General features: G+C 35.0%; 14 protein-coding genes. 4 read left to right on the forward strand and 10 right to left on the reverse strand.

Translation table 11 applies throughout. The features are described 5' to 3' along the window. Positions 1-561: 561 nt before the first annotated feature. Positions 562-3,561 (reverse strand): sulfatase-like hydrolase/transferase, encoded by a 3,000-nt coding sequence (locus IGJ34_RS13890; protein ID WP_430597679.1) that lies wholly within the window; start codon positions 3,559-3,561, stop codon positions 562-564. Positions 3,562-3,975: 414 nt separating this feature from the next. Beyond that, positions 3,976-4,713 (reverse strand): tRNA pseudouridine(38-40) synthase TruA, encoded by a 738-nt coding sequence (truA, locus tag IGJ34_RS13895; protein ID WP_206836721.1) that lies wholly within the window; start codon positions 4,711-4,713, stop codon positions 3,976-3,978. Between the two features lie 173 nt (positions 4,714-4,886). On the opposite strand from truA, the gene IGJ34_RS13900 reads away from it, so the two are divergent. The 3 genes from IGJ34_RS13900 to IGJ34_RS13910 all read left to right on the forward strand — a co-directional run bounded on the left by IGJ34_RS13900 (position 4,887) and on the right by IGJ34_RS13910 (position 7,001). Next, on the forward strand, positions 4,887-5,213 hold the full coding sequence (locus IGJ34_RS13900; protein WP_069655037.1) for an ArsR/SmtB family transcription factor: 327 nt from the start codon (positions 4,887-4,889) through the stop codon (positions 5,211-5,213). Further along, positions 5,214-6,146 (forward strand): ABC transporter ATP-binding protein, encoded by a 933-nt coding sequence (locus IGJ34_RS13905; protein WP_069655036.1) that lies wholly within the window; start codon positions 5,214-5,216, stop codon positions 6,144-6,146. It begins immediately after the preceding gene. Between the two features lie 84 nt (positions 6,147-6,230). After that, complete coding sequence (locus IGJ34_RS13910) at positions 6,231-7,001, forward strand: ABC transporter permease (RefSeq protein WP_430597680.1); 771 nt, start codon at positions 6,231-6,233, stop codon at positions 6,999-7,001. Positions 7,002-7,091: 90 nt separating this feature from the next. On the opposite strand, the gene IGJ34_RS13915 is transcribed toward IGJ34_RS13910, so the two are convergent. The 5 genes from IGJ34_RS13915 to IGJ34_RS13935 form a co-directional block, all read right to left on the reverse strand. Then, positions 7,092-7,829, reverse strand: coding sequence for a DeoR/GlpR family DNA-binding transcription regulator (locus IGJ34_RS13915; protein WP_069655034.1), 738 nt, complete (start codon positions 7,827-7,829; stop codon positions 7,092-7,094). A gap of 123 nt (positions 7,830-7,952) precedes the next feature. Further along, a complete protein-coding gene (locus IGJ34_RS13920) occupies positions 7,953-9,326 on the reverse strand; it encodes a PTS transporter subunit EIIC (RefSeq protein ID WP_430597681.1) in 1,374 nt (457 codons plus the stop codon). A gap of 51 nt (positions 9,327-9,377) precedes the next feature. Then, positions 9,378-10,304: a sugar phosphate isomerase/epimerase family protein gene (locus IGJ34_RS13925; protein WP_430597682.1), complete on the reverse strand. Its 927-nt coding sequence runs from the start codon at positions 10,302-10,304 to the stop codon at positions 9,378-9,380. A 128-nt stretch (positions 10,305-10,432) separates the two neighbouring features. Then, positions 10,433-10,870 (reverse strand): ribose 5-phosphate isomerase B, encoded by a 438-nt coding sequence (gene rpiB / locus IGJ34_RS13930; protein WP_069655031.1) that lies wholly within the window; start codon positions 10,868-10,870, stop codon positions 10,433-10,435. A gap of 40 nt (positions 10,871-10,910) precedes the next feature. Continuing rightward, positions 10,911-11,558 (reverse strand): ribulose-phosphate 3-epimerase, encoded by a 648-nt coding sequence (locus IGJ34_RS13935; RefSeq protein ID WP_430597683.1) that lies wholly within the window; start codon positions 11,556-11,558, stop codon positions 10,911-10,913. Between the two features lie 211 nt (positions 11,559-11,769). Here IGJ34_RS13935 and IGJ34_RS13940 point away from each other — a divergent pair, with 211 nt between their 5' ends. After that, positions 11,770-12,777 (forward strand): LacI family DNA-binding transcriptional regulator, encoded by a 1,008-nt coding sequence (locus tag IGJ34_RS13940; RefSeq protein WP_430597684.1) that lies wholly within the window; start codon positions 11,770-11,772, stop codon positions 12,775-12,777. 230 nt (positions 12,778-13,007) lie between these two features. Here IGJ34_RS13940 and IGJ34_RS13945 read toward each other — a convergent pair whose 3' ends face one another. The 3 genes from IGJ34_RS13945 to IGJ34_RS13955 all read right to left on the reverse strand — a co-directional run bounded on the left by IGJ34_RS13945 (position 13,008) and on the right by IGJ34_RS13955 (position 15,186). Next, positions 13,008-13,478, reverse strand: a complete 471-nt coding sequence (locus IGJ34_RS13945; RefSeq protein WP_430597685.1) for a JAB domain-containing protein — start codon at positions 13,476-13,478, stop codon at positions 13,008-13,010. Between the two features lie 48 nt (positions 13,479-13,526). Further along, entirely contained in the window at positions 13,527-13,847 is a 321-nt protein-coding gene (locus IGJ34_RS13950; RefSeq protein ID WP_430597686.1) for a DUF960 family protein, read from the reverse strand. Positions 13,848-14,148: 301 nt separating this feature from the next. Next, positions 14,149-15,186: a site-2 protease family protein gene (locus IGJ34_RS13955; protein ID WP_430597687.1), complete on the reverse strand. Its 1,038-nt coding sequence runs from the start codon at positions 15,184-15,186 to the stop codon at positions 14,149-14,151. Between the last annotated feature and the right edge of the window lie 25 nt (positions 15,187-15,211).

Genomic DNA, 15,211 nt, shown 5'->3' on the forward strand with positions numbered 1-15,211 from the left:
CAATTATGAGGTAATTTAATAAAATTTATTCTTTAGTTCGAAAAAAAATGGTGTTTCTTTTACCTTTCATTTTAGCCCTCTATTAGCGAATGTTTTCACAAATGGTATATATGAACACAAAAAATAGGCAGCCACTCATTAAATCAACCATCTATTAGGAGGAAACTACTATGTTAACTAGTGATATTCTAGCACTGCGTGTCCAAATGCGTGAAATGCTGAAAAGCGTGATACTTTTATGGAGATAAGGAACTGTATCGTTTTATATGATGTATTTAAAAACCCAACGATTCACCGTGGTAAACTGCAACTATCGTTTAGCGCCTGATTTCAATATCCTGCTACTTTTGAAGATACCAATTTATTAGAGATGAAACTAAAACGATTACGAGTCTGAGTCCTGTAGTATTGAAGGATAGATAATCGTCACTATAACCTAAAAAAGCCCCAATAAAAGGACAAGTATTACCTCATCTTATTATTAGGGCTTCTTTTTTCTGAAATCGCTCATAGTTATTTAAGCCTTTATCTCAGCGCTTATCAGATTTAGTTAAGAAATTTTTATTCAGTCCATGATTGAATTGCCCATTCAGATGCATACTCTTCACCAGCAGTTAAATCATATTGGAGCAAGCGATAATCTTGCAATAGTTCTTTTTGTTTCTTTGTTAATTTATCTTCTGTTATTGACTCATTTTTATTAGTAACAAAGATTTTTTGTCCATTATAATTATTCGATATACTAGCTGAAGGATCCGTTGTGGATGCTAAAATATCATTTGTAACTCTTGTCATTAATGCATAAAATGGCGTTATTTTAACATTTGCTTGTTGTAATGCTAATGCCGGAAAATTGTACGGGGAAACAATTTTTTTATTTACCTTTTTACTTCGTTCTCGACTATAGCGATTACTATAAATAAAATAATCTGTCTCGTGCTGAACTAAACCATACTTGCTCATATTATTACCACTATAAATCGAAGGTAGATGGTCACCATAAAAGACAAAAGTAATCGGTTTTTCAATCTTATCCAACTCTTTTATAAACTCTTCCACTGCTTCATCAGTATAATGAATACCTTGCATAAAAGTGCTTAGTTCTTGTTGTCGATCTTTCACAACAGCTGTGCCGCTAAACGAATAATTATTTTCATGGTAGAAATTTTCTTTATACGGCATATGATTTTGCATCGTAGATAATTGGATAAATTGAGTTTTATCAAAATTATCATTAATTTTTTCCAAGGTCTCTTTATACGCTGACGCATCAGAAATATAAATGTGATCATCTATTTTGTCTTCATACGTCAGTTTATCCGGACCATCTACGTAATAAAATTTATCAAAGCCAAACTTATTGAATACATTTTTCCGATTGTAAAGACTCGCAGCATATGGATGGATAGCGATACTCTCATCAAATAGATTCGTTATATTAGGAGAAATCAGCTGTTTTTCCACCAATTGAGTATATGGCGTTGGTAAGGTTGGAGAAAGATTACTAATGTCCAAACTTGTTAATGAACTCCATTCCATATTGGCTGTTCCACCGCCGTATCCATTTGACAACATCCAGCCGCTCGTATTTTTCTTCATTGTTTGACGAATATACGGTATCGGATCATTCTCTATCGTCAGATTAGGCACTCGCTTTGGATCACTAAAACTTTCACTTAGGTTGAAGATAAATGTTTCATTCTCAGCCCATTCTAACCGGTTACTATTAATCTCATTCGCTTCTTTATCGTACTTTTCCATAATTTTTTGGATTGCTGTTTCCGAATACCCTGCTGGCTTATCCATAATCGTAATATCGATATTATTCAAAAACTGAACGATAGGTCCATTGATTTGAGCTCCTAATTTCTGATTATAAAAATAACGATTCACTCTAAAAAAGTTAAACATTAAATAAGATGGTGAATTTTTATGGTTGACGAAAAATAGACTTGAAAAAAATACGAGTATAACTATCATCACAGTGATTCTTTTTTTCCCATTTGGTTTTAAATCGTATAACTGTCGTGCTCTTCGTTCTAATAAATAACTGGACACAGCTAATACGAAGACAACGATCACCCCGATAAGAATCACAAATGGATTGACCATATCAAGAATTTCTTTGATCCCAGTCAACATTTTTAGATCTGCTGGTAACACAGGCTCTTCACGTAATGACATCTTCAGATAATTGGAAATAGTAATCAATAAATCAATCATCAATGTCAGGACAAACGAGTGCCAAAATTTATTCGTAAGAACAAATAACAACAGGAAAAACATCATGATTATCAAAACATTCAACACGATGGGTGCTTGTCTCTTCAGTAAAATAAAAGCATATGAATTAACAGTATCTGCTACACTTACCTTTATTTTAGATTCAGAAATCAAAAACATCTGGACAATTGTAAAACCATAAAAGAATGCAGCGGTTAACACCAGTCGGCGTTTTTGAGAGAGCCATTTAGACACTGCTAATACCTTATTCTTCACTTCATCAACTGATTCAACCCTCACTAATTTTTCCAACCATTTAAACACGGGTGTTTTTTGAAACAAGAAATTAATGATTGTACACAAAACGGCTGCACCTAGCCATAGGACTGACGAGAGGATGATTGCTTTAAACCATAGAGCACCTGATTTTTCATAAGGTTTTCTATAAAATGTTCCGATGAAATAGGTGGCTACAGGCGAATTAATTGCGACTTGTGTACTTATTAACGTCGTTGCAATTATTGAAACGGGTACATTTAGTTTAAGTCTTTTCCTACTTTGCAAATTAGCAAATAAACTTAGGGTATAGTACATCCCTAGAACGGAAAACGGCACACAAAAACGAAGCGCTGTTGATGCATCTCCGCGCATAAACATGGAAATCTTGGTCATAACAAAAATGGAACTGATCAACAAGACTCCACTAAACAATAAATGCAGAATAGGCAAGCGTACTTTTTGAACTAAGTTTAACCTTTTTAAGGCATATCCTACAAAAAGCAAATAAAAGATCCATACAACATTTTTCCCACCTTGAGCAGACCAAATGTCTTTACTAAACAAGGTTGGTAACAATACAAACATTGATGAAGTGAGCAGCAACCCACTTTTTATTTGCTGATCAGAATTGTCATCCCACCAACGAACGATCTTCGGTAAACATAACAAAGCCAATACACAAGAAACCGCATAACTATAATGGTTTTGGCTGATTGGAAAGAAAATCGACCAATAGTCTTTCACGTTCAACGACTTTTTAGTAACATAGAAAAAAATATTTACTAATAAAGACGTAGCAACGTACATCAAATAATAACTACTAATGTTTTTTAAAACTTTCTTGTCCTTCATTTTACTCGAATTGAATCCTAGATAGATCGGAAAAATATTTACTCCGACCATCACAATTGTATTTATCGTCTGATAAATATAAAACCGACTTGCATAACTACCATACTCTGGAACAACCGTTGCAGATTGCAACACCCTTTGAATCACCATGAACAGACAGGCTACAATTATTGGAATATAATTTAGCCTTAATGACTTTTCTTTCACTACAAAATCTCCCTTTACTAATTAAATCTAACTCCTAATTTATTTCGTACATTCGCTAGTATAGCATAAAAATACACAAGTAAATCACAAATATCCGCATTTTCTTGAGAAAATCAGATTTTCAAGATTTTCTCAGTTCGTTTTTCACAAGAAAATGATCGATTTATCGTTCAACTAAAAAGTATTAGGCGCCCAGGTAAAACTTGCGCGCCTAATACTTTTTGTTACAATTACCAGACCTTTCTTCACTGTTTTTTGTTCATAAAATAGTGAAAATATTTTTTATCGCTGTACTTACTTCCCACATGTCATTTTAACCTGGTGCTAACGACAACTTTAAACACAGAATACTATCTCTCTAAGTATTTGCGTTAACAATCAAGTATTGCTTTACGATGATTTTACTAAACACACTTAATAATAAACCTCATCTAAAAACAAGCCTTGTGCTGGGACCGTCATTCCAGCTTCACTCCTGATTTTACTTTCAAATACTTCATCAATAACCTCTAATTTCATTGTGCCAAATCCGATTTCTAAGATCGTGCCCATAAGAATTCTAACCATTTTATGCAAGAAACCATTCCCAACAAAGGTAAAATGAATCAGATTCCCTTCTTTTTGGATTGATAATTCATCGATTGTCCGAGTCGTAGATTTTTTCGTCTTTTTAAGAGAAGAAAAACCAATAAAATCATGGGTCCCAGTTAACTTACGACAGGCTTCATTCATTAATTCAAAATTAAGTTCTTCAGAATAATGGAAACTATAATTACGTTCAAAGGCAGAAGGAATTGTATTGTTCCAAACATAGTAACTATATTGTTTACCTTTGGCATTATATCGAGCATGAAATCTTTCGGGGACTTCTTCTGCTTTTTTTACAACAATGTCTTGTGGCAAATAACGATTTAGAAAGTCAATCATCTCAGACAGCACCATTTTACTATCTGTTTTAAAATTCGCAATTTGCCCTCTTGCATGCGTTCCAGCATCCGTTCGACCAGAACCAATGATTTCAATTCTTGTCCGCGTCATTTGTGTTAAGATATTTTCGATTTTCCCTTGAATTGTTTTATCCGAATCACCTAGTCTTTGCCAGCCCTGATACCTAGTCCCATCATATTCGATCGTTAATTTAATATTTCTCATCGTATTCGTTTACTCCTCTTAAAATGCAATTTTTCTTTCGTCCTACTGGTATTCCTTTCTATTATAACAGATTCAGTAGCATCACTTTGTTTTAAAAATAAATCACCTTGACATTCCATTTGTGTTCCTCTATATTAAACATAGACATCTATCTATATTTAGGAGGAATCGATATGGATTACGAAAAAATTTCTTTAATACTCAAAGCTATGGCTGATCCTAAACGAATGAAAATCATCGATTTGCTATCTTATAGTAGTATGTGCGCTTGTGACGTATTGAAGCATTTTGACTTTACCCAGCCAACGCTTTCTCATCATATGAAAGTGTTAGAAAGTGCTGGGATTGTCTCTGTAAGCAAGCAAAGCCAATGGCATCACTATAGTTTAAGAGAAGACTTTGTAAAAGAGTTTATGGGCTCTATGGTGCAATTACTTTCTGACAGCAGTTCAGAGTGTCTTTGCCAAAATACAAAAGAGTTAGAAGGAGACATTGATTAAATGACGTATGCACTAGAAATAAACGACCTAAAAAAAATCTACGGTAGTGGTGTCGAGGCCCTCAAAGGTATCGACTTAACTGTAGAAGAAGGCGATTTTTACGCACTTTTAGGACCAAATGGCGCTGGGAAATCAACTACAATCGGTATTATCACCTCGCTTGTCAACAAAACATCTGGGAAGGTAAAGGTTTTTGGTTATGATCTAGATAATGATTTAGTTCTTGCCAAACAACAGATTGGGCTCGTTCCACAAGAGTTTAACTTTAATCCATTTGAAACAGTCGAACAAATCGTGATCAACCAAGCGGGCTACTACGGCGTCTCGAAAAAAGATGCACTGAAACGTAGCGAAAAATATCTGAAGCAATCAGATTTATGGGAAAAACGAAACGTCCGTGCCAGAATGCTTTCAGGTGGTATGAAACGTAGATTAATGATTGCACGCGCTTTGATGCATGAACCTCGCTTACTTATTTTAGATGAGCCTACAGCAGGAGTCGATATTGAATTAAGACGGGAAATGTGGGATTTTCTAAGAGAGTTAAACGAAAATGGTACTACAATCATTCTAACAACCCACTACCTTGAAGAAGCTGAAATGCTTTGTCGAAATATCGGAATCATCCAATCTGGTCAGTTGATTGAAAATACTAGTATGAGAACACTACTAGCCAAATTACAATTTGAAACCTTTATCTTTGATCTGGCTCCTTTTGATAAGGAACCTGAAATCATAGGGTACAAAAGTATCTTTGAAGATGAGCAAACCCTTGAGGTAGAAGTCGAACGTAATCAAGGATTGAACGGATTGTTTGAACAGCTGACTACACAAGGGATACAGGTACTTTCCATGCGTAATAAATCCAACCGTTTAGAGGAGCTATTCCTTAAAATCACGGACGAAAAACACCCGATGGATGCCAGTTATTAAGCTAAGGGAATAGTTACGCTAGGAGAATCAGATTGGTTTTTCTTTTTAAAAATCACTACATTGATACGAATAAGGAGAATAAAAATGTTTAAGTTATATTTCACGGCTCTCAGAAGTCTTGCAGTAAAAGAAACCAATCGCTATCTGCGAATTTGGGTACAAACGTTGGTACCACCAGTAATCACTACATCACTTTATTTCGTTATTTTCGGAAACCTGATTGGCGGACGGATTGGCGAGATGGACGGATTTTCTTATATGGAATTCATCGTCCCTGGACTCATCATGATGTCTGTCATCACAAGCTCTTATGCCAATGTCTCTTCCTCATTTTTCTCACAAAAGTTTCAGAAAAATATTGAAGAACTACTAGTTGCTCCAGTTCCAACGCACATTATTATTTGGGGATTTGTCTTCGGGGGACTTGGCAGAAGTATTCTAGTCGGTACACTCGTCACAATGATCTCCCTATTTTTTGTCCCCCTTCACGTTTATTCTTGGTCTATTGTGATTATTACCCTTCTGATGACCGCTATTTTATTTTCATTGGCAGGTCTCTTAAATGGTATTTTCGCACAATCTTTTGATGACGTATCGATTGTGCCAACTTTTGTTTTACAGCCTTTAACCTATCTTGGTGGGGTATTTTATGCAATCTCAATGTTGCCGCCGATCTGGCAGGCTATTTCAAAAATCAATCCAATCGTGTATATGATTTCAGGTTTTAGATACGGTTTTCTTGGAACGATCGATGTACCAATCCTATTTTCTCTGATTATCCTGATTCTTTTCATATCAATGCTTTATGCCGTTTGTTGGTATTTGATTGATCGAGGGCGTGGTTTGAGAAGTTAACGATGCTATCTATGAGTATTTTTGAATTTTATTGAAATATAATGAAGCACGTCTCTAAAAAAAAGAGAGACGTGCTTTATTTTACATTCCTTATTTGGAAATAATTGTCATTTCTTTACCTAGATCAGAATCTGCTTTATCCGTAATCAAAATGACTTCATTTAATTCAAAAGATTTCACCGCAGATGTTTTATGAAACTTAGAACTATCACACAGTAGAAATGCTTTTTTCGCATGATCAATTACAGTCTTCTTCTTGATTGCTTCTACTAAATTAGGTGTTGTTACTCCAAATTTCAAATCGATACCATTTGCGCCTAGAAAGGCCTTATCAAAAACATATTTTTGGATATTTGCTTCAGCTAACGGCCCACTTAATGAAGAAATTTTAGGATCGTAGGTTCCACCTAAAATCGTGACTTCCGCTTCAAACTCTCCTGTCAATCTAAGTACATCCGTATTGGTCGTAATGATCCGAATCTTTTTTTTAAGTAATTCTCTTAGAAGCGTTGTACAGGTTGAGCCTGAATCTAAATAAACCGTTTCTCCAGCAGCTACTTCACGAGCAGCTAGTTCCGCTATATAGCGTTTTTCTTTCATTTGTAAACTAGCTTTCGTTGCCATCGGTAACTCTGACACACTTGAAGAAATCTTGACAGCACCTCCTGATAAAGTCTGTACTTTGTTTAGTCCTTCTAGTTCTTTTAAATCACGTCTAAGAGTTGAAATTGATACTTCAGGTATTAACTTTTGTAATTCCTCAATTCTGATCAACTCTCTACTCTCTAGTATTTCAATAATTTTTTCTTGTCGAATGTATGGAATCATAAGAAACTCCTTTCATTTTTTTCATTACTATTGCTTGCAAGAAGATTACCCATTCTTAAAATACCATAAATCTGGATAAATAGTAACGAAATCAATGCATTTGAAAGAAGTTATTTTTAGATGTTACGATAACAGTTCGTCTTTCTCTGTAAACATATAGGCTAACACGGCTGACGTAACTAGTGAAATAGCTAATCCAATCATAGCCTGAATAAAGTTTGACGCATTATCTGTCACAAAAGCTGGAAAGGTTGTTACACTCCCAAACACAAAGGCATTGGTTACAACTTTCATCAGTCCTAAATAAGCACCACCCACGGCACCACCAATAATTTGAGCTAAAAATAATTTTTTGTTTTTTACTAATAAACCAAAGAGTGTTGGTTCAATAATTGCTGAAAGTGCAATCGTTACGAGACCTGTTACGGCAAAACTACGCAATTTTTTGTTTCTCGCTTTACAATATACGCCAATCGTTGTACCAATAACGGCAAAGTTACAAGCAAAGGTAAACGGTACAATATAGTCAAAACCATATGTTGAAACATTATTGATCATGATTGGATTAACAGCCCAGTGAATCCCTAAACTAACAAGCACACTCCAACCACCACCAATCAAAATACCTGTCAAAATGCTACTTCGTTCAATCAACCAATTCACCACTTGAGCCACTGCTTCACCACTATAGACACCAATCGGCCCAATCACGATAATAGTTAATGGAATCATTACCGCCAAGGAAATCAGCGGTACAACCACTAATTTTAGCGTCTCTGGAACATTTTTATCTAAAAACTTATATAGATAAGAAAACGCCCAAATGGAAAGAATGATCGGCACAACCGTTGAATTGTAATTCATCAAAACCACGGGGATTTTCAAGAAGCTTGTTGTTGCACCGTTCCCAGTATCTCCCATCAATGCAATAAAGTCTGGATTTAATAATGCTGCACCAATCAGAGCAGATAAATAAGGGCTGGCACCAAATCTTCTAGCCGAAGTAAACGCTAACAAAACTGGCAAAAAATAAAAGACACTCATCGACGCTACATTTAAGATACTGTACGTTCCGCTATTTTCCGATAAAATCCCCGTTTGGACAGCTAAAATCAATAAACCTCGTAAAATTCCTGAACCAGCCAATGCAGGTAATAGTGGAGCAAAAATTGCCGAAATAGCTGAAAAAATGGCACTTATCAGATTACCAGAACTCTCTCCACTAGTATTCGCTTGAACGTTGCTATCTTCACCTGTGACGAGTGCTTCAAATTCATCATATAATTTGGGAACTTCTGTCCCAATCAAGATTTGGTATTGTCCTGCTTTATTGACAACATTGACAACACCATCGATTTCTTTCACAGCTTCGTCATTTGCCTTTGAAGGATCTTTCAACGTTAATCTCAATCGTGTAGCACAATGGGTCATATTCGCTAGATTTTCTGGACCGCCAATATTTTCTAATATTTCTTTTGCTGCTAATTTGAAATCCATTTTTATTCACTCCCCGGTTGTTTTTATTCTTAGAATCACGTATTAGAAATCTTAAGCTAAGATTTCTAATACTAAATCACTTACTTTAACGGCACTATTTTGTTTAATGATATCTGCAATGTATTCCATCCCTAGTCGGTCAATAATGGCATCAATTTTTTTGATCATATTGATATTTCTTTCACACTCTTCTACAGGATCTTCAATAATTGGGAATGTATCAAAATAGAAAGCGTGATCATAATTGTGTAACTTCGTATAGTAGATAAATTCGATCGTCTTAATCAAGCTACTTGTACCAATCATTAAGCCATCATCGTTTAGCCCATAACCATCATTTAAATGAACCCCAAATAATTTTTGACGACTGCCTAAGATGCTCGCGCCGTATGCTGGATTTTCATGTTTCATTAGCATGTGGCAATAATCTAAGGTAATCCCTAAATTTTCACGACCAACCTCGTGAACCATTGATAAAGCAACTCCGAAACTATCTAAGAATGCATAGGCTCTTGGTTGAAACGGCTTGTACTCAATGCTGATCTTAAGATCAGGCGCATAGTCTGTAATTTCGATCATACAGACTTTGATTTGGTTCCAAACTTTTTCATAGTCAATTTGGAATGAATAATCAAACCCATCAAATCCTAACCAGATTGTGACTACTTCTCCCCCCACTTCACGACAATAGTCACAAGCTTCTTTACATAACTGAACGGCATTGTCCGAAATGGTCTGATCCGAATTTCCCAATTCACCGTTGATAAACTCACTTCTGAAGCGTAATGCGACGCCATTTGCTTGTAAATTATTTTTCTGTAAAAGCTCTTTCATCTTTCCAGCCTTACTATTTTCTACATGTTCTGGATAATTAAAATCAACATGGGTTAACCCTAAACGGCCAAACTCTTGTAACACTTCTTCTACATCATTATTGAACTTCGGTAAAAATGAGTTGATTCTTGTTGCTAACTTCATTTTTATTCCTCCTTTTCTCTTCTACCCCCCCATAATAGCATCTCTTTTTTTCAATTACAACCATTAATTTTCACTTAATTCCACATTTTATCAATTATATTCAAAATTTAGAGAAAATCTGTCTCTTTTTATTTTTCCATTTGCTGCATCATCTCGACTCGTTTGCCATGCCTTCCACCCTCAAACGTAGCTTCTAACCATTCTTTTACAATCATTTTAGCCAGCTCACTGCCGACCACTCGTGAACCAAATGCTACTACGTTCGTATTGTTATGCTCTTTTGAAAGCTTAGCTGAATATGGTTCACTACAAACAACTGCACGAATGCCCTTTACTTTATTCGCAGCAATCGAAATTCCAACACCTGTGCCACAGATTAAAATTCCAGCATCCACATTTCCGGAAGCAACTTCTTCCGCCACTTTTTTTCCATACAGTGGATAATCCGTCCTCTCTGATGAGTATGCGCCGAAATCTTGCACCTCGTGTCCTAATTCTTTTAAATAGTCTACGATGATTGGTTTTAGTTCAAATCCTACGTGGTCATTCCCAATTGCTAGTTTCATAAACTTCTTCCTCCTATTTTGATTCCTAGACCTTGAAATTTTAGGCTCTCAATTTCGCCAATGTTTCGCTATAGGTTCCAGTTTTGCCAAATAACGCTGAGGTTCCTAACACAAAACCCGCTACACCAACTTTACTTAATCGTTCAATTTTTTCTGGTGAAATTGCGCCGTCTACCATCACTTCAAAATCATATTCTTTTGATAAAGCGACTAACTTTTCTATTTTTGGATCTGTATATGCTAAATACTTTTGGCCAGCAAACCCTGGATTAACCGTCATCACCATCACATACTCTACTAACGGTAATAGCCCTTGAATCATTTCAACCGATGTCCCTGGGTTAATCGCAATCCCAGCTTTTTTTCCCTTTTGATGAATCGTTTCAAGTGTTCGCGCCACTTGTTGGTCTGCTTCTGGATGAATATAAATAATATCTGCGCCAAGATCTGCAAACATTTCAACATACTTGCTCGGCTCTTGGATCATCAAATGGACATCTACAGGTTTATCCGTAACGGAACGAACTAATTCAAAATCTTGCAACCCCATTCCAAAATTGGGGACAAAACTGCCATCCATAAAATCCATATGAAAAATATCGATGCCTGCTTGATCAAGTTCTTGAGTCTCTTTTTTGAGATTAGAAAAATTGGCGCACATCATAGACGAGCATAATAATTTGGTCATCGCGTTCCCTCCTGATTTGAGATAACGATTACCCAAATACCAAAAAAATATTGAGTAATCGTTTACCTATTTTCATGGTTAATATATCACCAATATTTTGACCTGTCAACTAAAATTTCCAGTGAAAATTTGTATTCAATGTCTTTTTATGAGAAAATGTGGGTAAATATGTAAGAAAAAAAGAGAACGATTACGCAAGAGGATACCATTTATGACAAACTATTCGATTAAAGATATTGCTGAAATAGCAGGTGTTTCTGTCGCCACTGTTTCAAGAGTTATCAACGATAATGGACGATTTTCTGAAGAAACTAGAAAAAAGGTTCTAAAAGTTATTGAAGAAACAGGATACAAAATGAATTACAGCGCTAAAAATTTACGTATGAATAAATCATTTACGATTGGTATATTGGTGCCGGACATCAGTAACTATTTCTTTTCCGATGTTGTTCAGCGTTTAGAAGAGATTTTATTTGCTAAGGGGTATTCCACCATTATTTGTAATACGTCCAGAAGTTCAGAAAAAGAGCTTGCTTATTTGCGGATTTTAGAGGGCAAAGGTGTAGATGGGCTAATTGTTATTTCTGGTGCAGAGGCGTTTGAATTTGCTTCTTCTAATGCTGAAAAGAAGATTCCTTATATTTGTATCGATCGAGAGCCGAAAAAGAAAGAAGATACTATTTTTATTTCGTCCAATCATTATCAAGGTGCATTTGAAAGTACAGAAGAACTGATCCACGAAGGCTGTCAACACCCTGTTATCGCGATGCACAATCAAAAATCGACAAGTGCGAAAGAACGCTTGAAAGGGTTTAAAGATGCTTTGAAGAAAAACAGTATTCCATTCGATCAAAAACTGCATCTGCTTGCTGTTGATATTGAACAGTCTGATTTTGAAGAGAATTTGCTTGCTTTTCTCAAGAAGAATCCAAGTACAGATGGGATTTTTTCTATCAATGATCTCATTGCTTTAGAGTTGATGCGAAGTTTGAAGAAGAATCAGATTGCTGTCCCACACAAAATTAAATTGATTGGCTTTGACGACACTGCTTTTGGAAAATACACGACGCCGTCCCTTTCATCGGTCAAGCAAAATACGGATTTAATAGCCAATTATGCCGTAGAATCATTATTAGAGTTGATTAATAAAAAAGGGGAATTAGGCAGACAAATCATCGTCCCGGTTTCATTGGTTTTAAGAGAATCTAGTATATCTTAATTAAAACGGTTCTTTCCAAAGTATATTTGGTGTCCATTTAATTTCACAATTACTGGATTGCTTATTTGACGTGACTTTAGTAAGAGAAAAACTCAAAAAAGAATGTCACTCTTGAGCCAAAAATGAATTGGACTTATCAATTACTGTAACATCTTTTAGTTGGAAGCTAGTTTTTTTCTTCCGTTCTATGGTATAAAAATAACTTTACGAGCTTCCCTCATAAGGCTTCATTACTTACTATCGGTTATATAACCTTCTGCTTTCATAGACAGATATTTCCCTCCACTACCAATTATCAGATGGTCTTGTAAATTGATTTGAAATAATCGACAAGCTTTTTCTAACTTCGTAGTAAATTCGATATCCGCTAATGAAGCGATCACACTCCCTGAAGGATGATTATGCCCAACACAAATAGACATACTATTCGACAGCAGCGCCATCTTTAAGATATCTCTAGGAAAAGCTAATGACTGATTGATGGTTCCTATATGAACAACTTGAATAGCCGTTGGTTCATTTTTTACGTTTAAACCAGCGACCACCAAATGTTCTCGGTCTTTTGTTTCAATGAACGGGGCGAATAACTCATAGACAGCTTGAGGGCTAGTACAGGTTCTAGCTGCGTAAAAAGTGGAGGATTCTTTCACCAGTTCAAGACTGACAATAGCTACACGCTTTCTCGGTTGGTTTGTTTTCATGTTTTTCGCCTTTATGATTGTTGTAGTTAGTTCTTAGAAAAATGCCAATTAATAGTCTTCAGGTAATAACATAGTTTGATGACTACGATCATCAATCACCCATATTTTTTTAATTTGGAAATCAGCTATCTTTTCCTTTATGGTGTAGGTATGATAATCGATGAAAAATGGTTCTTCTTGTCGATGAATCACTTCAATTGCTTGGCGTTGGTTATCTGGATTGAACTCAAAGAGTTGTAAGTAGTCTAATTCTGTTTCTGCTTCACTTCTTTTTTTGTCGATCAAATTCCAGCAATAGAGTTGAATTTCTTTTTGTACTTGTTCGTTCACTCCCTTCGTGATGTAACGATTTTCTTTGTTATCAAACATTTTATTCCCTCCTTAAAACACAAAAATAGACCAACCACCATTTAAGATGATTGATCTTCATAGATATAATATATAGTTGTTTTTGAGATGAATACGCTAGTTCAGCTTCATCGTATTAATAGGTAAATTGATCCTAGGTAATACCAACTGCTCAACTTCTTTCTCAATCATTTTAGAAAGTTTTCCTTTTCCAAATGAATATAATCATAAACACTTTTAATGTACATGTAGTCTCATTTGGTGAGATATAAATATAAATTTTTTAAATAATTAATAGTTGTTTGATATTTATTATTTTCTCCTATATCTTCCCAAGTTGATGTAATTTTCTATTAAATTGCTTCTCTCCTATCCAAAATCCCATTGTTTCATCTTTATTTTTACTTAGTATCATATCGTATTCTTTTAGATATTTGTTTTTTTCTTCAGTTGTCAATGCCGTGAAATAATTTACACGAGCTTTACTAATTAGATCCAACTTATCAATAAAAAAATCATTTGATTGAACATGGGGATTTTCGATATAATAATACGATTGACAGTAGGCTCTATATAATTGTTTTGATGTATCTGTACCTTTCATTTTTTCAAGATCAAGAGTTTCATCGAAGATTAAGCTACTGCTCTGATCATCTATATCTACAAATTGGCTTCTATAAAAAGCATAACTAGCTAAAATAAGTCGCTCGCCAATATCATTGTTATCTATAATTTTCTGAATTGCAGACCAACTAATTTCAGGCCATTTTTTTGGTTCTACATTACTTGATAGATAGCTGGATAATAAATAAATAACTTGAAAATAGTTATCTTTTTTGACTAGTTTTAGGAATTGATACCCATCAGAATGAACACCACTAGAATAATACGGAAGAATCGTTACACCAAAAACACCTAAATTCATCACACTCAAACTATCAAAAAGTAAGTTGGGTGTCATTTTTGAGAAAATAAAACTGATAAAACAAAAGATAATACTTGCCAATGGTCCCGCTAAAGCGATAATTGCTCCTTTTTGATATATGCCATCTATATCATCATCATTCCCAACAGAAAATTGGACCATTCCACCAAACCAAGCAAAATTTCTATTTAGTCGCAATTTATAGCCTTGATTCGATAACTCTAGTGAAAAACACAAGACAACGAATTTAGTGATTTTTGTTTTAGTTACCCGACAGCCAAGTACATGTCCAAATTCATGGAAAAATAATGCAAAAAAAGTAGCTAACATTAGCATAAATAGATAAAAACTAACATTTCGAACACTTGGAAAAATAATTTCTAGAATTAAAAATACAATAATCAACGTTGGTATAACTATTTTTTTCTTATTCATTTTATTCCACTCCTCATATTTATCG

Origin of the sequence: Enterococcus sp. AZ177, from assembly GCF_050544585.1 — a bacterium.
Classification (GTDB): domain Bacteria; phylum Bacillota; class Bacilli; order Lactobacillales; family Enterococcaceae; genus Enterococcus_L; species Enterococcus_L plantarum.

Coding starts and splice junctions, on each gene's coding strand:
- IGJ34_RS13935 (WP_430597683.1), bottom strand. CDS start 11,558: ATGACCAAATTATTATGCTCGTCTATGATGTGCGCCAATTTTTCTAAT.
- IGJ34_RS13925 (WP_430597682.1), bottom strand. CDS start 10,304: ATGAAGTTAGCAACAAGAATCAACTCATTTTTACCGAAGTTCAATAAT.
- IGJ34_RS13920 (WP_430597681.1), bottom strand. CDS start 9,326: ATGGATTTCAAATTAGCAGCAAAAGAAATATTAGAAAATATTGGCGGT.
- IGJ34_RS13955 (WP_430597687.1), bottom strand. CDS start 15,186: ATGAATAAGAAAAAAATAGTTATACCAACGTTGATTATTGTATTTTTA.
- IGJ34_RS13945 (WP_430597685.1), bottom strand. CDS start 13,478: ATGAAAACAAACCAACCGAGAAAGCGTGTAGCTATTGTCAGTCTTGAA.
- IGJ34_RS13940 (WP_430597684.1), top strand. CDS start 11,770: ATGACAAACTATTCGATTAAAGATATTGCTGAAATAGCAGGTGTTTCT.
- IGJ34_RS13915 (WP_069655034.1), bottom strand. CDS start 7,829: ATGATTCCATACATTCGACAAGAAAAAATTATTGAAATACTAGAGAGT.
- IGJ34_RS13950 (WP_430597686.1), bottom strand. CDS start 13,847: ATGTTTGATAACAAAGAAAATCGTTACATCACGAAGGGAGTGAACGAA.
- IGJ34_RS13900 (WP_069655037.1), top strand. CDS start 4,887: ATGGATTACGAAAAAATTTCTTTAATACTCAAAGCTATGGCTGATCCT.
- truA (WP_206836721.1), bottom strand. CDS start 4,713: ATGAGAAATATTAAATTAACGATCGAATATGATGGGACTAGGTATCAG.
- rpiB (WP_069655031.1), bottom strand. CDS start 10,870: ATGAAACTAGCAATTGGGAATGACCACGTAGGATTTGAACTAAAACCA.
- IGJ34_RS13910 (WP_430597680.1), top strand. CDS start 6,231: ATGTTTAAGTTATATTTCACGGCTCTCAGAAGTCTTGCAGTAAAAGAA.
- IGJ34_RS13905 (WP_069655036.1), top strand. CDS start 5,214: ATGACGTATGCACTAGAAATAAACGACCTAAAAAAAATCTACGGTAGT.